This window comes from Quyinboa mangrovi, from assembly GCF_042219825.1.
Taxonomy (GTDB): Bacteria; Bacteroidota; Bacteroidia; order Bacteroidales; family UBA5342; genus JBHJHP01.
In genome coordinates, this window is the sequence record NZ_JBHJHQ010000004.1 from 245786 (window position 1) to 265395 (window position 19610).

At 37.6% G+C, this 19610-nt stretch carries 16 protein-coding genes; 5 read left to right on the forward strand and 11 right to left on the reverse strand.

Annotated elements, in window-relative coordinates; genetic code table 11:
• Positions 1-18: 18 nt before the first annotated feature.
• From ACE1ET_RS09845 to fabF, 3 genes are all read left to right on the forward strand, one after another.
• Positions 19-1659, forward strand: a complete 1641-nt coding sequence (locus tag ACE1ET_RS09845; protein ID WP_375728226.1) for an AMP-binding protein — start codon at positions 19-21, stop codon at positions 1657-1659.
• A gap of 424 nt (positions 1660-2083) precedes the next feature.
• Positions 2084-2644 carry a TetR/AcrR family transcriptional regulator gene (locus ACE1ET_RS09850; RefSeq protein ID WP_375728227.1) on the forward strand — a complete coding sequence of 187 codons (561 nt, stop codon included), beginning with the start codon at positions 2084-2086 and terminating at the stop codon, positions 2642-2644.
• Between the two features lie 68 nt (positions 2645-2712).
• A complete protein-coding gene (gene fabF, locus ACE1ET_RS09855; RefSeq protein ID WP_375728228.1) occupies positions 2713-3960 on the forward strand; it encodes a beta-ketoacyl-ACP synthase II in 1248 nt (415 codons plus the stop codon).
• A 166-nt stretch (positions 3961-4126) separates the two neighbouring features.
• Here fabF and ACE1ET_RS09860 read toward each other — a convergent pair whose 3' ends face one another.
• From ACE1ET_RS09860 to ACE1ET_RS09875, 4 genes are all read right to left on the reverse strand, one after another.
• Positions 4127-4600 (reverse strand): GNAT family N-acetyltransferase, encoded by a 474-nt coding sequence (locus ACE1ET_RS09860; RefSeq protein ID WP_375728229.1) that lies wholly within the window; start codon positions 4598-4600, stop codon positions 4127-4129.
• Positions 4601-4871: 271 nt separating this feature from the next.
• Entirely contained in the window at positions 4872-5675 is an 804-nt protein-coding gene (locus ACE1ET_RS09865) for an SDR family oxidoreductase (RefSeq protein ID WP_375728230.1), read from the reverse strand.
• Positions 5676-5718: 43 nt separating this feature from the next.
• Complete coding sequence (locus ACE1ET_RS09870) at positions 5719-6531, reverse strand: SDR family NAD(P)-dependent oxidoreductase (protein ID WP_375728231.1); 813 nt, start codon at positions 6529-6531, stop codon at positions 5719-5721.
• Between the two features lie 275 nt (positions 6532-6806).
• Entirely contained in the window at positions 6807-7130 is a 324-nt protein-coding gene (locus ACE1ET_RS09875; protein ID WP_375728232.1) for a hypothetical protein, read from the reverse strand.
• A 217-nt stretch (positions 7131-7347) separates the two neighbouring features.
• Between ACE1ET_RS09875 and ACE1ET_RS09880 the strand changes: the two genes are divergently transcribed.
• Entirely contained in the window at positions 7348-8229 is an 882-nt protein-coding gene (locus ACE1ET_RS09880; protein ID WP_375728233.1) for a helix-turn-helix domain-containing protein, read from the forward strand.
• A gap of 237 nt (positions 8230-8466) precedes the next feature.
• Here ACE1ET_RS09880 and ACE1ET_RS09885 read toward each other — a convergent pair whose 3' ends face one another.
• The gene (locus tag ACE1ET_RS09885; RefSeq protein ID WP_375728234.1) at positions 8467-9351 is read right to left on the reverse strand and encodes a YitT family protein; all 885 of its coding nucleotides are present in this window, start codon (positions 9349-9351) and stop codon (positions 8467-8469) included.
• 178 nt (positions 9352-9529) lie between these two features.
• Here ACE1ET_RS09885 and ACE1ET_RS09890 point away from each other — a divergent pair, with 178 nt between their 5' ends.
• Positions 9530-10312, forward strand: a complete 783-nt coding sequence (locus ACE1ET_RS09890; RefSeq protein WP_375728235.1) for an amidohydrolase — start codon at positions 9530-9532, stop codon at positions 10310-10312.
• 7 nt (positions 10313-10319) lie between these two features.
• On the opposite strand, the gene ACE1ET_RS09895 is transcribed toward ACE1ET_RS09890, so the two are convergent.
• The 6 genes from ACE1ET_RS09895 to ACE1ET_RS09920 all read right to left on the reverse strand — a co-directional run bounded on the left by ACE1ET_RS09895 (position 10320) and on the right by ACE1ET_RS09920 (position 19591).
• Positions 10320-12089: a sensor histidine kinase gene (locus ACE1ET_RS09895; protein WP_375728236.1), complete on the reverse strand. Its 1770-nt coding sequence runs from the start codon at positions 12087-12089 to the stop codon at positions 10320-10322.
• 25 nt (positions 12090-12114) lie between these two features.
• A complete protein-coding gene (locus ACE1ET_RS09900) occupies positions 12115-12801 on the reverse strand; it encodes a response regulator transcription factor (RefSeq protein WP_375728237.1) in 687 nt (228 codons plus the stop codon).
• 174 nt (positions 12802-12975) lie between these two features.
• The gene (locus ACE1ET_RS09905) at positions 12976-14223 is read right to left on the reverse strand and encodes a hypothetical protein (protein ID WP_375728238.1); all 1248 of its coding nucleotides are present in this window, start codon (positions 14221-14223) and stop codon (positions 12976-12978) included.
• 28 nt (positions 14224-14251) lie between these two features.
• On the reverse strand, positions 14252-17029 hold the full coding sequence (locus tag ACE1ET_RS09910) for a TonB-dependent receptor (protein WP_375728239.1): 2778 nt from the start codon (positions 17027-17029) through the stop codon (positions 14252-14254).
• A gap of 244 nt (positions 17030-17273) precedes the next feature.
• On the reverse strand, positions 17274-17942 hold the full coding sequence (locus ACE1ET_RS09915; RefSeq protein WP_375728240.1) for a 2-C-methyl-D-erythritol 4-phosphate cytidylyltransferase: 669 nt from the start codon (positions 17940-17942) through the stop codon (positions 17274-17276).
• Between the two features lie 2 nt (positions 17943-17944).
• The gene (locus ACE1ET_RS09920) at positions 17945-19591 is read right to left on the reverse strand and encodes an AMP-binding protein (protein WP_375728241.1); all 1647 of its coding nucleotides are present in this window, start codon (positions 19589-19591) and stop codon (positions 17945-17947) included.
• Positions 19592-19610 lie beyond the last annotated feature (19 nt).

The window sequence follows — 19610 nt, forward strand, 5'->3', positions numbered from 1 at the left end:
GGGTAAAATCCCATGATGATGAAAAAGAAACTGAACAAAATCTTTAGTGATACCCTGAGATTAAACTGGAGTCTAAATGCTTTTTCTGACTATGAAGGTTCAACCTATGCCTACAGTGATGTTGCTAAACATATGGAGTTGTTCCATTCGCTGTTTAAAGATGCCGGTATAAATTCTGGTGATAAAATAATTTTATTAGGAAGAAATACTGCCAACTGGGCAATCTCATATATTACTATTGTTTCGTATGGTGCGGTAGTGGTTCCCATTTTACCGGATTTTAAACCTGACGACGTGCATTATATTGTTAACCATTCAGAAGCTGTACTGATGATAGTTTCGGATGCGTTGGCAAAACCCTTGGATATGGCTCAGATGAAAAAGGTTAAAACTACAATTTCGCTGGATTCATTTGACGTGACATGGGAACGACGTGGACAAAAGGTTGCCAGGTTACTGGCTGAAAAAAGAGGAGCTGATAAAGAGGATGAAGCGACACAACCTAATATTAAGCTGGATGAATTTCCCGAGAATGATCTGGCTGTGTTGTCCTATACTTCGGGAACCACAGGTTTTTCAAAAGGGGTGATGATCAGTCGGAATAATCTGGTGTCGAATATAATCTTTGCACAGGAGCACATGCCTTTGGAGGCTGGGAATAAAATTTGTTCCTTCCTGCCGATGGCGCATATTTATGGTCAATTATTCGAATTTTTATTCCCGTTCAGTCTGGGTTGTCATACAACCTTCATCGACCGAATGCCTTCGCCACAGATGGTAACCAAAGCCTTTGGTGAAATAAAGCCTCATCTTATTCTTTCGGTTCCGTTGGTACTGGAAAAAGTGTATAAAAAGCGAATTGCACCGGCTCTTGAAAAGGGGTCAATAAAATTTATGTTGAAGATTCCAGGTCTGAATAAAGTTGTCTACAACAAAGTACGGAAGCAGCTGACAGAAAGCTTTGGCGGAAAATTTTATGAAATTGTAATAGGTGGTGCACCTATGAACAAGGAAATTGAAGACTTCCTCCGTAAAATTAAATTCCATTTCACTATTGGATACGGTATGACAGAATGTGCCCCTTTAATCAGTTATGATGCGTGGGATACTACACAGCCGTATTCTGCTGGAAAGGTGGTAGACCGTATGGTGGTTAAGATAGACTCGGATGATCCGTATAATGTGGTGGGCGAAATTCTGACAAAAGGTGAAAATGTAATGCTTGGCTACTATAAGGATGAGAAGAGTACAAAAGCCACCATTGACAAAGACGGATGGTTGCATACCGGCGACCTTGGAGTGATTGATAAAAACGATTTTGTTTATATCAGAGGGAGAAGCAAAAATATGATTCTGGGTGCTAACGGAAAAAACATTTATCCCGAAGAGATAGAAAACCGCATTAACAATATGCCATTGGTAATGGAAAGCCTTGTGGTAGAACGCAACAGTCAGTTGGTAGCTTTGGTATTTGCTGATCAGGATGTATTAAAAACAGAAGGAATTACCGCAGAAGCTCTTCCCGAAAAAATGGAAGAGATGCGTAAAGAGGTCAATAAATCACTTCCGAAGTACGAACAGCTGCAAAAAGTTGAAATTCAGAAGGAAGAGTTCGAAAAGACACCCAAAAGAAGCATAAAGCGGTTTATGTACAGTTAAAACAGTGAGACTGTGATTCCAGCGAAGTGAACTGAAATTACAAAGTCGAACTGATCCCGGGCTTTTGTAGAGGGATCAATGGATTTTATTCCCCACCTCTTGGGCGTTTAAACGAATAATTCCTTATTGATAACCCGTTTACTCTGCGGCGGGGGCATTCATTCCTGAGGCTGAATGGTATATCTTATCGGGAGGATCTGTACCACAACTTTTCAAAAAGGATAATCTTCCAGGCCTGTCGGAAATATGGGTAAACTTTAAACCACTTCATAAAGATATCTTAATTTAGGTGGGCGCTATTTTCATATTATCATTTACTTGATGAGTTTCCCATCTGAAAGAATATTCAAAACATAAAAAGTCATAAATTTTTTTATACTTACTAATTAGTAAGTATATTTGCATGTAATAAAATTGAATAATCATGTCCGGTACCAGAGAAAGGATTATTGAGTTGGGTGAAGACCTTATAAGAACGAAAGGTTATAATGCATTTAGCTATCAGGATATTTCTTCTGAATTAGGCATTAAAAATGCAGCGATTCATTACTACTTTCCGGCAAAAGCTAATTTAGGAACAAGTATTATTAAGACAAATATCCAACGCTTTGAAGAAATGGTGGACAATATGCATAGCAGAGGATTTGATGAAGTTCAACAGCTAAATACCTTTATAAAAATTTATTTAAAGAGTCATCGGGAGAAAAAGGTGTGCTTAGTAGGGGCGTTAAGTCCTGCGTTTGACACACTAAATGAAGTCACGCAAAAGGAACTCAACAAAATGATTACGTTAATACTTCAATGGCTTTCAGATATTCTCAATACCGGAAAGCAAAAGGGATTGTTTGCATTTGATGAATCACCTGAAAACAAAGCTGCAATTATTTTTTCAGGTTTAGTTGCCAGCTTACAGCTTTCTAAGGTTATTAATACGATTGATTATAAAAATATGTGCCTTTCCATTGAAGAGAGTGTAAAAGTCTAAAAAAATTTATCCGATAAACTTATTTATTAGTAAGTATATTGTGATTCGTTCAGCATAAAATAATATAAATGAAAAGAGCAGTGATAACAGGAATGGGAGCAATAACACCAATTGGTAACAGTGTTAATGACTTTTGGAAGAACCTTCTGGAAGGCAGGAGTGGGGCTGCTCCAATAACAAAATTTGATGCAGCTAACCATAAAACAAAGTTTGCCTGCGAAGTAAAGAATTTTGACCCTTTGGCATATGTAACAAAGCCGGAAGCCAGAAAGATGGATTTATACACGCTTTACGCTTTAGCTGCAACAGAGGAATGTATTAATGATTCACACTTACATATTGAATCATGTGATTTAAATAAAATCGGGGTTATTTTGGCTACAGGTATTGGCGGCATGCAAACTTTTGAGAAGGAAATCATGAAGTTTAGTGAAAATATTAATTCTCCCAGGTTCAACCCTTTTTTTATAACAAAAATGATTTCGAATATTGCCGCAGGGCAGATTTCCATGAAATACGGGTTGCATGGCGTAAGTTATTCGGTTACATCTGCCTGTGCCTCATCCAACCACGCCATCGCAAATGCTCTGGATCTTATTCGTCTGGGGAGGGCAGATATTATTTTGGCCGGAGGGTCTGAGGCCACTATCACTCAGGCAGCAATTGGAGGTTTCAATTCAATGAAAGCCTTATCTACATTGAATGATTATCCTGCAAAAGCATCACGGCCTTTTGATAAAACCCGTGATGGTTTTGTGGCTGGGGAAGGAGCAGGAGTTCTTATGATTGAAGAACTTGAACATGCAAGAAAAAGAGGTGCTAAAATTTATTGCGAATTAGTTGGTTATGGGGTTGCTTCTGATGCCTACCATGTTGCTGCTACACATCCGGAAGGACTTGGTGCTAAGATTGCAATGACAGATGCATTAAACGATGCAAAAATTGCTGCCAGTGATGTGTCTTATATTAATGCACATGCAACATCAACTCCGGTTGGAGATATAAGTGAATGCATTGCAATTGAACATGTATTTAAAGATTCGTTGGATCAAATACAGATTAGTTCTACAAAGTCAATGACGGGACATTTGCTGGGGGCGGCAGGTGCAATAGAGGCAATAGCATGTATTAAGGCTGTTGAGCAGAATATAGTACCACCAACTATTAATCTTAATGAAACAGACCCGGAAATAAGTCCAAAACTCAATCTTACGCCGAACAATGCAATGGAGAAGGAAGTTGTTGTAGCGATCAATAATACCTTCGGATTTGGCGGACACACATCTACTTCTGTTTTTAAAAAGTATGAGTCTTAGTTGAAATCTACTCCTTTCTGATATAATTTTGGAAAGGAGTTCTCTATTGAGAGGAATAGGATATATTAATCAATCCCAAAGACTCAATTTATGGGAGACCGTTGAATATTTTCTATTTATATCACTCGGACCACCTTGAAATATATAAAATGTTATCAGATCACATTTAATTATTTTTTAAATCCATTTCCATAGGTAAATATTTAATTCCATGTTCTTCCTGCATTTTACCGGTGGCCTTAAATCCCAGTCGTTCGTAAACAGGAATTGAAAAGGGCGATGCATGAACATAAAATTTATTTAATTGCTTATCTCTGGAACAACAAATTTCTAATGCTGCCTTATAAAGTTCTCTTGCAATTCCTTTCCCGTGGTAATTTTGGTCTACAAAGAGCAACGATATATTCCTGTTTTCTCTTATCTCAATCATTCCGATGATTCTGGTATTATTTGTCGCAACAAGAAGGTTTGATTGTTCAACTTGTCGATCCGCTATTTTTTCCGGTTCGATCCAGTCATAAAAGAATCGATTTCCTTTTTCAGTATAATCAGGAGCTACATATTCGTCATATACTTTCCCAACAAGTTTGCTGATATCTTTTTCCTGTCCTTTCCTGTAGGGTTGAATTTTATATTCCATTTTTAATTTTTGTGTAATCTGTCAATAACAGAATTCATCAAGCAAAATTATAACAAAAAGTATTCCAATCAGGAATTGGCTTGGTTCATTTCAACGAATTAAAGGCAAGTAAAAAAATACAAAGTTGTATTTTACCTTTCCAACAGTTGAGTAACTGTATAATGCACTAAACTTCCAAAATTTATACTGTATGTTTTATACCAGTATTTATGTTAAGGCCGCATTGTATATCTCATACTAATTAGTTATTAGTTTCTGTTGATTTCTTCAGTTAACCGGAGGCGATACAACCTCCATCACATAAAATATCGGTACCGGTTAAATAACTGGCTTTGTCGCTAACGCAAAAACTCAGAAGGTTAGCTATCTCTTCAACGTGTCCCATTCTTTTTATTGCACTGTTTTTAATATAAGCATCCGTACGTTTTTTTTCTAATTCGCCCATTGGTGTTTCAAAAAATCCCGGAGATACACTTAACACGCGCATTCCTTTATTCCCAAATTTAACAGCATCTGTTTTTGAATACCATATAACAAAGTTTTTTGAAACAGCGTAAGCTACTTCTGCTTTTAATTTACCGGGCAGTATTTTAATCCGGTTCAACATTTTTCGTAGAAATAAATCTTTATCAATCCTACTTAATCGATATAATTTTTTGGGAATTATTAAGGAAGGTACCATATGACCCGACATAGATGAAACATCAATAATACTTGAACCTTCTTCCATTACCTCATAAAAAGCTTCATGAATATTTATTGTTCCTATAGCGTTAACTTGTAACAATGCTTTAGCATTACCCATATTGGGAGATAATCCGGCAGCATGGATTACGGTGAAAATATTCCCCAATGAGGTAGCTTTTGCAACCAACTCATTCACCGAGTCACGATCAGCAACATCACACACAAAATATTCCGCTTCAATCCCTTCACAAGCAAGTTCAGCTACAGCATTTTCGAGTTTCTTTTGTGTCCTGCCTACGATAAGAATATAATTGTCTTTTCCTAAAACTTTGGCGGTGGCAAGCCCCATACCACTTCCTCCCCCTGTTATTACACAAACCTGTTTCATATATCTATCTGTTAAATTTCAAATCTTTGTCCTTTTATCACCTTTAATCCGGAACATGTGACTTCATTTGTTTTGCAATAAGGCTGGCTGCAAACATTGGATTTATCCTGTAAAGGGCATCCATTACTTTTGAGTCATTTCCAACAAATACGCGTTGTTTATTTTTTTCAATGGCACTAATTATAATCTCTGCTGCTTTAGAAGGGAGAAGAGGTTTAATAAGCGAATTTTTGGCTTTATCATCGTTTTCCCCTGCTTCCTCAGCGCCGGAATTAACTTTTATATCAGTGGCAATTGCACCAGGAAAGATAACTGTGGTGTGAACATTAGTATTTGACAGTTCTTTTGATAAGCCCTCTGTCATGATTTTAACGCCTGCCTTAGCAGCGCCATAAATACTTTGCCCTGGAACCGGCAAAAATCCTCCCATACTTGATATATTTGCGATATGTCCTTCCGGTTGTTTTAACAAATAAGGCAAAAATGCCTTTACCATAAAGAGGGTGCCGTAAAAATCAATATTCATTACTCTTTCAATAATATCATATCCTATAATATTAACCTTTTCAAAAGGTTGAATTATGCCTGCGTTGTTAATTAATCCATCAACTGTACCATGCTTCTGAATAACAATTTCAGGGAAAGCTTCAACCTCTGCCTTATTGGTAATATTTAAAACATGTATGGATAAGTTCCCGGCTAAATCTCCGGCTAATGTTTGAGTTTGTTCCAGTGCCGGTTCATTAATATCAACTGCCGCTACTTTAGCTCCCTTTTTAAGAAGGTTTAAAACTATTTCCCTTCCCATTCCATTGCCACCACCGGTGACAACTATCACTTTATCTTTAACCTTCATCGTTAGTTTTTTAGAGAGGCTGTATAAAAAGTCATATCAGGATTATCTTTACTTACGGATTGTAAGTAGTTTTTACAAAATTACCCCTAAATCCCCTTGCACCTCCACTATAGCTTCGGCGACACGCGAAAAGGGGACTTAAAGCCTTCCGTCAGCTGACGGAGAGGTTTGGAGGGGTAAAAAAGATTGCTTACAATTTATAAGTTCAAAATATTTTTATTTGTCTTTTTGGACAGCCTCATTTAGAATTTATTATTGTTTACTTCAGTGTTCAATTAACTTTTCAATCTGTTTTTAGCTTCCTCAATTGTTTCATCATCTTTTCTGAAAACATTATCTACAATTTTGTCTTCTACTTTTTTGTACCCTGAAACAACGCCTTCTTCTATTTTTTTGTACCCGGAAACAACGCCGTTTTCAATTAATTTATAGCCCGACACAACTCCGTCTTCAATGAGTTTGTGAGACTTTTTAATTTTTTTTGTCATTTTAACCTCCTCTGTTTGATGTGTGTTATTAATTACATTTTGTGCACCGATTTCAGATGTTGTTGAAATTCCTAATGCCATTGCGACTGATAAAATAATTTTTGTATTCATTTTAGCCTCCTGTTTTTTAATGTTTACCAGTAAGATTTAATGCTACAAATGTATGGGGGGATTTGTATTACGACAATGGCAGATTGTCGCATGTATTGGTTTATTGGTAGAATATTATTATTTTTATTGGTCTATATGACTTATATATTGGTATTATTATCGTATTGTATGGTTGGTTATATACAACTGTTGTACATTTATTCAAACTATGAATGATATGGCAAAGGAAATTAAGCCATTAACATGGCGGTTAGATATAAAAAACAGTTTCGATGGTAAGATTTTAGGAATTGATGATGATTTCGTGTTGTTTGATAATATTAAAGTTTTACCTGCTTTTGCACATCCGTTCAGGAGTGATGTGACAACATTTATCATTTGCACTAAAGGTATAACCCGTGGGAAAATAGGGTTGTATTCGTACGAAACGAAGGCTCCGTGTATGATTACCTTACTTGCGGATGAAATCCTGCAGCATGAATTTGTCAGTGATGACTTTGAAGGATTGTTTATTGTTATGTCTAAACGAATGACTGATAATTTGTTGCCTGATATACAAGAAAGATTGCCATTAGCTATTTCAGTACGACAAAATCCGTTTATGCCGCTAAATGATGAGGATTTGAATCTATTAAAAACATATTATTTTATGCTGAAAAAGGTAGTTGAAATGACTGAAAATATTCACCGAAAAGATATTGTACAGCATTTAATGATTGCGTTTTACTATCATTCAAATTCATGGCTGCATAAGGTGCCACAAAAGGAATCGATTTATACGAAACAAAATGAGAGTGTGGAACAATTTTTAGAACTAACTGAAAAGCACTTCAAAACCGAACGGCAAGTTAAATTTTATGCAGATAAAATAAATCTGACTCCCAAATATTTATCACAGATTGTTAAGGCAGATACAGGTAAAACAGCAAATGACTGGATTGACGATTATGTGATACTGGAAGCAAAAGCATTGTTAAAATCGTCAAAACTTACGGTTCAGCAAATTAGCGATGAACTAAATTTTGCTGATCAGTCGGTTTTTGGCAAATATTTTAAACGTAAAGTAGGCCTATCGCCTAAAGAATACAGAAGCAAATAAAAATCAGAATGTTTAAAACCTGAGTTGGATTAGAATATATCGACTCATCTAATGGGGCTCAGTTCAGACAATTTATTTTGTAACTATGTTTTCTTTTTAAATCTCCCGATCCCGACCGAAGCGTCGGGACCACCCTCTTTTTTAAAGAGGGACAGTTTATTTGGTTAATTACAATCTGGTCACCGGATGGATATAACCGGTTTTTGCATTAATCACCCGGTAACTAAAGCAACGAGATTAATTGTCCTCTTCAAGTTGCCTGAAACCTTCTCCAAGGATTTCCCTGGTATCGATAACTGTTACAAAGGCATTTTTATCGATCTGGTGAATCCAGCTTTTTAATATGGTGAGTTCGCGGCGTGAAACCACTACAAAGATGACATTCTTCTCCTGGCCGGTAAACATGCCTTCACCTTTCAGGTAAGTTCCGCCACGTTCAAGATCGTGAATGATCCTGTCCTTTATCTCTTCATGCTTTTCTGAAACAATCATCAGGGCGTTGTCATAACTTATCCCTTTCAGTACAATATCTATAACCTGTCCGGTTATGTAAATAACCAACCATGAATACAAGGGGATTTTCCAGTCCTGGAAGACCAGCAAACCCACCAATACGATGGAGGAGTCAATCATGATTAAAAGCTGTCCAACAGGCAGGTTCGAGAATTTGGCAAAGATCATGGCTATAATATCCGATCCGCCAGATGTGGCTCTTGACCGAAAAATTAATCCAAGTCCTACACCCAGCAAAATGGCTCCAAAGATAGATGCAAGGAGCAGGTCGTCAGCCAGTTTTAATGGATCGTTTTCTCCGATAAAGTACGTCAGTCCATCCATAAAAGCAGATGTCAGAACCATTCCCAAAACTGTTTTAATGCCAAACTTAGGACCCAGAATGCGGATGCCCAGTAAGGTGAGCGGAATATTTAACGCGAGTCCGAATGTTCCTATCGGAATGGCAGGTATTAAATGATGAATCACTATTCCGATCCCGAAAACACCACCAGGAACAATATTATAGGGATTAATGAAAAACACAAAGCCGGATGCCAGAATAAATGCACCAAGTATGATCATGCCATATTCTAAAATGCGTTTCTTAAGTGGAATTCGTGGTTTCATATCTAATTAGTTTAAAATCAGCTTTTATTGCCGCAAAAATCCGTTATCCTTACGGAGTTTAAAATGATAATTATCATTCGTAAATCCAGCCTCAGGTCGCTTTATTAATAAAGGATAAAATGCTTTTTGACGGGCTGTCATTGACAAAAATTGTTTAAATTTATGCAAAAGCTGATATATGCAAAAGGATAAGTTATTTATATATGGTCACCAGGGTGAGATAGTATGGGAAGATCCGGAAGCAAATCTTAACAGAAACCTTCGTATAATCGATGATCTGAGGATAAAACCCGATATCTTTATTTTACCCGAGACTTTTTCTTCTGGTTTTTCAAATCACGTGGAGGCCATTTCAGAACACATGGATGGCCCTACCGTATCAGCATTTATAGATGTCGCTTCAAAATATGATATGGCTATTGGCGGATCTATGGTAATCAACGAAAACGGGAAGTATTATAACAGGTTTTTATTTATTCATCCTAACGGTAAAGTTGATTATTACGACAAACGGCATCTGTTTAGTATGAGTGGAGAAGATAACGCATATACGAGAGGAGAGGAGCGAAAAGTTGTGGAATTCAGAGGCTGGCGGATACTGTTGCAAGTGTGTTATGATTTACGTTTTCCTGTGTGGAGTAGGAATCAGAATGACTATGATCTTATTATTTACACGGCAAACTGGCCTAAACAAAGGCAGCATGTATGGGATACATTACTTAAAGCCCGTGCCATCGAAAACCAATGTTATGTTTTTGGATTGAACCGAACGGGAGCAGACGGAAATCAGATTGGATATACAGGGGGTTCTGTGTTTATTGATCCCAAAGGAATGCTCATGAATTCTCCGCATGGGCACGAAGCTGTTGTAGCTATTCAGATGTCATTGTCTGATTTACAGGAATTCAGAGAAAAATTCCCGGTGTTGAAGGATAGAGATAAATTTGGTATAAAGTTTTGAACTAATTTTATTGTAATGCCTTCTTAAAGCTGAACAGAAATTCCAGTCCGCCACTTACTCTGTTTTTAACGGTGATTTCGCCACCAAGCAGACTTACTGCATTTTTTACGATTGCCAGTCCAAGTCCGGTTCCGCCCATCTTTCTCGATCTTCCTGAATCAACGCGGTAAAAACGCTCAAATAACCTGCTAAGGTGTTCTTCTTTTACACCACTTCCGGTATCGTAAAATCTGAAATAAAAGAATCGCTCATCCTGCCGGTAACAACTTGCCATAAGTGAAATGTTTTCTCCGGCATATGTTATAGCATTATCCACAAGGTTCCTGAAAATAGAATAGATCAAAGACTGGTTACTATTCATAATCACATCGTCGTTGATGTCTACAGAGTAGGAAATGTTTTTTTCTTCCAGTTTCAGGTGTACATCGAGAAATACGTTGGTAACCACTTCCTTGATACTGACCTTCTCGCGTTCGAATACAGAACTTGCTTCTTCGATCTTGTTTAAGAATGAGATGTCATTTATAAGGTCAGTGAGCCTTTGGGTTTGTGCATAAGAGCGTTCAATAAAAAAACGTTGTTTATCCCTGTCAAGATTTTCGTTTAGAACAATGGTTTCAAGATATCCGCGTATTGAACTTACCGGAGTTTTTAGTTCATGTGCAATATTACTAGTCAGTTCACGCTTCAGAATTTTTTCGCGTTCACGCATGGTAATATCTGTAATGGAAATTTCAAAACTCTTATCCTGAAAAATAATGCAGTATATCTGGAAATACCTGCCGTTTTTTGTGATGTTCATTTCTTCCCTGACAGAACCGTCCAGCATTTTTTTGTCTTTCGACAATTCCACGTCAATAAAATCACTGATAGGTTTGAATTCTTTTAATCCAAATACTTCATCTGACCACACAATTTGCTGATCTGCAATAACATTGGCAAATTGAATGAAATGGTTATTCGCCAGAATCTCTTTTTTGTATTTTGAAAATATAGCCAGACCTTCCTGTGAGGTATGCAGGTGTTTGATCAGCTTCTCTTTTTCGTTTGAAAGGGCGTTCTGGGTCTTTTTCAAACTTTTGTAAATATTGACAATTTCACGGCCTATGGTTCCCAGTTCATTATTCGGAAACTGAACCTGTACATCAATAGGTTCATTGTTGGCTGCTGTTTTTGCAAATAACTCCAGCTTTGATATAGCTTTCCCCATTCTGTCTGCGACATATATGAGTGAAACAGATGAAATGAAAAATAAAATTATAATGAAAAATATGAATACATTATCAGCCCTTAGCAACTTCTTTACTTCAATGTTGTAGGGTAGAGCAGTTCTGACAATATATTCGGGGTATTTGTACGCGTAGTAGTAATAATCGCGTTTTGTAGAATTTGAAAACCGGATACGGCTGCCACTTTTTCCTGATTGTAAAGCTTCCTGTACTTCGGGACGGTAAAGATGGTTTTCAAGATCCTCATAATCTTCAACAAATGAGTCATATATTACAACACCATCGAATTTTATAATGGTGATCCTTAGATTTGAATCGGGAAAGTAGGATATGATGCTTCCCGTTGATGTTAATGAAGAAGGATTAGCTTTCAGATAGTTATGCACCATCTGATTATACGTAAACAATGTTGTTTCGAGAGATTCTGTTTTTGCCTGTTTTTCGCGTTCAAACTGAAACACACCAACTGCAACCGAAAAGATGGCAAATATTACGAAGAAATAGAAAAACAGCTTTCTGTTATAGCTGTTCAGTATGCGAAACTTCATTGGTATTGTATGTTGCTATGCTGTATTAGTTTATCTCGAAACAATATCCGTATCCCAGGCGAGTAACAATGTTTTTACCATATTCGCCTATTTTTTTTCTTAAACGGGTGATGTTAACATCAATAGTACGGTCCAGAACATACGATTCATTTTTCCATACCCGGTTAAGGATTTCATCACGGGAGTAGACTCTTCCCTGATTTTCCAAAAACAGTTTCAGAATTTCAAATTCCTTTTTCGTAAGTTTTACAGCATCACCATCAAGTTTTACCTTTTTCTCATTAATGTTCATCTCCAGTCCTTCATAGGCAACAACCTCTTCAGGTGCTTCTTCAGCTTCTTTTACACGGCGTAATACTGCTTTAACCCTTGCAACAACTTCTTTAATTGAAAATGGTTTTGATATGTAATCATCCGCACCTAAGGTAAAGCCTGTGAGTGTGTCATTTTCTGAATCTTTGGCCGTAAGGAATATGATAGGAACCTTTTTTGTCTTAGGATCTTTTCGCAGGATACTGGCCATTTTGAAACCGGAAATATTGCCCATCATCACATCGAGCAGAATAAGATCGAAACCGGCTATTTCTTTATCTAAGGCTTCTTCGGCGGAAAATGCAGTCTCAACATAAAAACCTTCACTTTCCAGGTTAAATTGTAAGATTTCACATAAATCTTCTTCGTCGTCTACGACAAGTATTTTATAATCCTCCATATCAACACTTGTTAATGTACAAATATAATTAAATTTAAGAAGACATCCCCCGCAGGGGATGTCCTGATTGCTAACGCTGTAGCAATCCAGCAACTTAAAACAACAATGAAGAGAACAGTTAAACAAGCTCCTGCTCTCAGGAGCGTTGTCTAACGTTTCATCTTTTAATTTATCTTATTCTTTGATCCATCCTGCTGTCCAGTCTGCCCCAGCACCTATTGTGTCATCTGATGTGAACCATGAATCAATAGTTGCAGCATCTTTGCCACCAGTGTAAGTTGTTGTCATATCAACACCACTTGTTAAGTCCATCAGGTGAATATTGGCAGAATTTTCAAAATAGTGGTCAGCTAAGTTGGCTGGTTTGTCATGTACACCGATTACATTACCATTTTCATCTAAATCTTCTGATGCAGAATATTTAATGGCAACATCGCTAACGTTATTGTTGACATATCCATAATCAACCATCAGTGATCCATCCACAACATTTAACAATGTCTGATCGTGTTCTACGTGAATACTTCTTTTATCAAAGTTCGTTACAATGAAGTTGTAAATCTGTCCTTTGGTTCCTTCACGCAGTTTCATACCATAACCGCTGTTTGTGTTATCACCAATAAGTGTAACCTGTGAAAACATTGGGTTAGCATAAGGGGTAGCAGTGTTGTTTGATCCGAGGTTGTCACCTTCGAAACCACGGTCACCATCAGGAGTCTGAACAGCAATCAGGTACTGGCCTTTACCTCTCCAACCTTCAGTCCAGTCAAAGCTGTCATCCTGGGCGCCGTATACATAAACATGTTTAATGCTTACTGTTCCACCAAAGAATTCGATACCATCATCGGCACCTGCATAAATCTGTACATGGTCAACAACAGTACCATTACCAACACCGTAGAATGAAATACCGTTAGCTTCATGTTCGGCATCCAAAATAGTACCTGAATATTCAACGCGTACGTACTTTAAGGTTCCTGAATTATCAGCGTCGTTTGTTCCGCCATACGTTGCATTACCAATTTCTGACAGTCCGGTAGCTCCGGAATTGATGGATGCTTTACCGCAAATATGCAGACCGCCCCATGCGCCGGCTTCATGTGTGTCAGAAGTAAATACAATTGGTTCATCAGCTGTACCTTCAGCCATAATTTTACCACCCTGTTTTACTAAAAGGTATGACAGGTCTGCTGCATCTGCAACGATTGTAACACCTTTTTTAATCGTTAATGTTACGCCGTCTTCTACAGTTACGGCTCCGGTAAGATATACATCTGTTGAAATTGTTCTGTCAGAAGTAATAGCACCAGAGAGATCGGTAGAAGTAGTTTCGCCTCCCTTGTCATCCGGATTACAGGAAACAAGGATCATGCTGAATCCCAAAAGGACTGCGAACAAGTAGTTTAAAGTTTGTTTTTTCATTTTGTAAATAGTTTGATTATACATTTGTTTAAAATTTATATGATATTCCAAGACTTGCTGTAATTCCTTTTTTGTACTCATAAACCAGTATCTGGCCCGTCTTAACATTCGGATTTGACAGATCGGAATAGATATCCTGTTTATACTGAACTGTGGAGTTCAGAATGTTTTTCACGTTAAAGCTTATTTCAAGCTTTTGGTTAATACTGTTTTTCAGTACAAAATCAAGTGCGTTGAATGGTAATTCGTATTGGTTCCCAATTCCATCCGATGCCACAGCATAAAGTCTTTCACCGAATGAGTTAAACACAAAACCAAAATAAGTTACATTGGTTTTTCCTTTTCCATACCTTAGATTATATCCCAGGTCGGCGTTAATAATATATGGAGAAGCGCCCTGTAGGGGACGTTCTTTCGTTAATTCATCGAAACTGGCCGGCACCTTGATATTGGTGTATATATATGCTGCATTCAATCCTGCAAAAATATTGTTGAATCGCTTTTTGAGTTCAATTTCTGCACCGGCTGCAGTTGCATTTTCAGGTGTGCTGACAAATGTTTTTATAAAGTCCGTTCCACCTGTTGACGCAAGCTTCTGCTCTATAGGTTCAATAATTTGCTTATAGTAAGCACTTATGGAGATCAATTCATTTTGTTTAGGAAAAATCTCATATTTTACATCAATGTTATTGCTGTATGAGTTTTCAAGATAACCATACGCAGCGGGATTAGCTTTTGTCCCAGGATTACCTACGGTTAATCGTTCGCCAAGTTCAGGAATCATCTGAGCCGGAGATTTCTCATAAAAACTCGGACGAGTTACTGTTCGGCTTACAGCAAAACGCACATTCGATTTGTCGTTTACACTATATTTCAGGTTCAGTACCGGAAATAAATCCAGATTACTGAAAGAATAGGATGTTTCGTTATTGTTGATTCTATTTGTGTTCGAGATAATCTCCATGCCGGAGTATTCGGTTCTTAAACCTGCATTGATGGTTAATCTGTTTAAGTTGTATACAAAATCAACAAACCCGGAGTAGATATTTAAATTCCCGTCGTAACCCATTCCATCGTTTGTGTTTGACTTGACCCTGTCAAAAATTTGAGGGCCGAAGTATGCATCCGGATTCGAAATATCAACGGCATAATTCTCCAGATTTGACTGATTAAATAAGTAACCAAACATGTATGAGTTATAGGTTTGGTATTTTGAACGGTAATACGCTCCAACTGAAACGTTTCCTTTATCATCGTTCAGGGCATAATCTAAACTAGCCGTACCGTTATATTCAATGGCATTTTGCTGAATGATAACGCGTTTTGTGTCATTACCATTGTTTAAAGCAAAATATGTCCATTGAAGATCCGGGTTTTGCTGATAGACAATTTCACGTCTGTCAGGAATGTCATACATAACATTCATTAAGCTACCGTTCCAGTTAAACGATAATTTATCATTCAGTTTATGTTTTCCTCTAAGCTGGTTACTAAGCAAACGGTATTTAATATACTCCGCATTTCGGATCAATGCAGTATCCTCTTCACCCCAGTCTGGAGATAATCCTTTTTTTTGCTTAAAACCATTTTCGCCATTGTTAAGGTACACCATATTATAAGTGATGTTATTCCTGTCGCCGTTTAAAAATGATAAGCTCAGAAGCGATGTGAAATAGGTGTTATAAGAATATATCTGGCTGACATAATTGCCATCAATATTTCCCTGTTTATTCGAGATGTTGAGATCGATAACATTGGGACTGTATTCGTATTCATTATCAAATGAGACGCTGGCAAGTACGCCTATTTTACTGCTGCCGTTTAAATCGAAAAGCTTGCCTCCATTAATTGAGAAGCTACTGTTTGGACTGGCATTATTTGTTGTGAATCCAAAAGATGCCGGATGAAAATCCTCTCCGATATTCATGATACGGTTCACTACCAGGTAATTCTTTGGCGTAAGACTGCGGCGCGCATTTACATCAAAACCGAAAAACTTGTTGCCGGCAGAATTGATCATGTAAAATGGTTTGCCTGTACTGTTGGAGTTATATTTCCCTCCTATGCTTACAGAAAGAAAAGGTTCTGTTGGATAATCTTTTGTTTCAATATTAATTAAGGCTCCGGTGTAGTCGGCATAATTTTTAGCGTTAAACACTTTGCTAACTTCAAGCAGCTTTACGATATCAGCCTGAAACATATCAAGCTTTACTACTTTTTTTGCCGGATCCGGAGAGGTAATCGGAAGCCCATTTAACTCAGCACTGTTATAACGGTCTCCCAGTCCTCTTACAAAAAGCTGTTTAGATCCCATCATGGAAACTCCGGTTACCTTTTTAACACCAGCAGCAACATCTGAAACAGCTTTACGTGACATCTCTTTTGCCCCAATGGCTTCAACGGCTATAACCGCTTTTTTCTGTTCCAGCATCAGCATGTTTTCCGATTCACGGTTAGCCTTTCCTGCTACTTCAACTTCCTGAAGTTTTTGTCCTTCACCGGCTTTAAGTGTCACATTAATTTCTATCGGAGTTTCTCCGTCGGCAGTTATTTCTTTCGAAACTTTTTCGTAACCAATAAAACTGAATGAGATGGTGTATGTACCAGGTTCAAGTTTAATCTCGTAGTAACCATCAAAATTTGTGGTCGTTCCAAGCGTAGTTCCTTCTATGTAAACGTTGGCAAATGGGAGAGGTACTTCCTTGTCCCCCTGGATCTCCTTAACAATTCCCTTCACAAGAGTTTGTGCACTTATGGAAACAGATAAAATGAATAGTGCAAAAACTAACGTTAGATTTCTCTTCATTATAAAAATATGTTGTTGTTTAAATTACGCTGCAAGTTTAGGGGTGCTTTATTACAGTGAAACTAAGCACCAGTTACAACAAAGAGAAATATATGTTTCAAAAATATTACAAAAAATGGATATGTTTTTTTGTTGGGTCTGAGGTGTTAATATGTTTAATAATAGTTGTTTATGCTGTTTTGTGTGACGTTGTTATCATAAAATTTCAGGATATTTTTCCAAAAATAACGGTCGATGGACAGCTTTATTCTGATTTTAAAAGTGCATTTCCAAGTATAAAATCGAATGGAGTTGTAATTTTTATGTTCTCGCGGTTACCTTCAATCAGGTGAATTTTAAAGCCCGATCGTTCGACTACAGATGCGTCATCCGTAAACTCCGGAATATAAGGTTTTGAGTAGGCTTCTTTAATAATTTTTGTTTTGAATACCTGTGGGGTCTGTACCACTTTCAAGTGATCACGGTTTACAGCGTAATTGGTGCTCTGATCCGAAAATCTAAGTGATTCCTCCATGTCACGGATCGGAATGACGGCGCCTACATTCGATGCTTTTTGATAGGCACGTTGTATGGTGTCGACTGAAACAAACGGACGTACGCCGTCGTGTATGCCGACGACACCTTCTTCTGTTATATGCTTCAAACCGCTTTTTACAGATTCAAACCGCACACTGCCACCATGTGCAATTTTAAATTGTACATGATAGTTATATGTATCGCACAATTCATTCCAGTATTCAATCTGTTGTTCTGGTAATACAAGGATGATCTCAATTTTGGGGTCATAATCCAGAAAACGGTCAATGGTATGCATCAGAACAGGTTTGTCTCCTAAAATCATAAACTGTTTAGGGATATCTGATTGCATGCGCGTTCCGCTGCCTCCTGCTACTATGATGACGTAATTCTTCAAAGCTAATTAATGTATAGATAGCGTTTAATACTTTTCTTTGGCGTTTTTTCAAATTCGGACGGGAAGAGTGTGATTTTTGAAATATTCATATAAGCCGGCAATAATTCATTCAGCATTTTACGATGTCCCTGAATTGTATTTTCAACTTCCTGTATGGTCATTCCGGCTGCATCTGTTGTTTCAAAATCAGGATATACCAGTGCTTCCAGTTTTCCATTATTATCTCTTACCAGACTTTCCATTACAAAAGGCATATTATTGATTACCGCTTCAATTTCTTCGGGATAGATATTCTGTCCACTTGCTCCCAGGATCATATTTTTGCTTCTGCCTTTAATATAAATAAAGTTTTCATCATCAATTACACCAAGGTCACCGGTTCTTAACCAGCCATCATCTGTAAAGGCTTCTCTTGTGGCTTCAGCGTTCTTGTAATATCCAACCATTACATTTTTGCCTTTCACCAGAATTTCGCCGGGAATATTTTGGGGGTCTTCTGAATCAATTTTTACTTCCATCCCGGAAACTACACGACCTGCAGCTTCAAGCTTGTGGTTCTGCCAGTTTCGGTAACTGATCAGCGGTCCGCATTCCGTCATGCCATAACCCACCGAGAATTTGAATCCGATGCGTTTCAGGAACTTCTCAACATCTTTGTTAAAGGCGGCGCCACCAATAATTACATCATCAAATTCTCCGCCAAATACAGCTGTGAGTTTTTCATTTATTTTTTTGAAAATGCTTTTATTGACCAGGGGAACCTTCATGATCAGCTTCATGGTGGATTTATCGATGGCAGGCAGTATGTTCTTTTTGTAAATTTTTTCAATAATAAGTGGAACAGCAAGAATCATATTTGGCCTGACTTCCCGGAATGCTTTTGTAACCACCTGTGGCGACGGGGTTCTGGTCAGGAAGGTTATATGACACCCAAAAATAAATGGTGTCAGAAATTCGAATAAACAGCCATATGCATGGGCCAGTGGAAGAAAGGACACAATTTTGTCTCCTTCCTTAAGGTTTATTTCATCATCGAATACAATGCGGGCATTATTCCAGAGACTTCTGTTCGGGAGTACTACACCTTTTGAGAATCCTGAGGTTCCTGATGTATAGGATATCACTGCTACATCATCAAGAGACGCTTTGGGCAGTTCAAAATTTTCAGCAGTTGCCTGAACCGGTATATTATCAAGTGATTCGATTGCTTTTCTTACAACACACTTCTCATTTTCATGTACGAGATGAAAATCATTCAGGGATACAATACCTTTTAAGTTAGGCATTTTTGTTTCATCGATCTTTTCAAAAATATTATCCGAAATAAATAGGAGTAGTGAATCTGAATGAGTTACGATATGATGAATGTCACTGGTCTTAAAATCGGGTAGAATAGGGACTATAACAGCACCGTAACTTACCACAGCAAGATAAATCACTCCCCAGTTTGCCTGGTTCCTTCCTACCAGCGAGATCTTGTCATTTTTTTTAATGCCACACTTTTTAAATACATGATGAAGTTTTAAAATTTTATTTCCCACTTCGCCGTAGCTTATGGTTTGCCCTTCATAATCTGAAAATGCCGGAGAGTCCCAATATTTTTTTATGGCATTTTCTACCAGAGTGATAAAAGTTTCAGTATGTTCCATGACCAGTGAGTATCAAAAC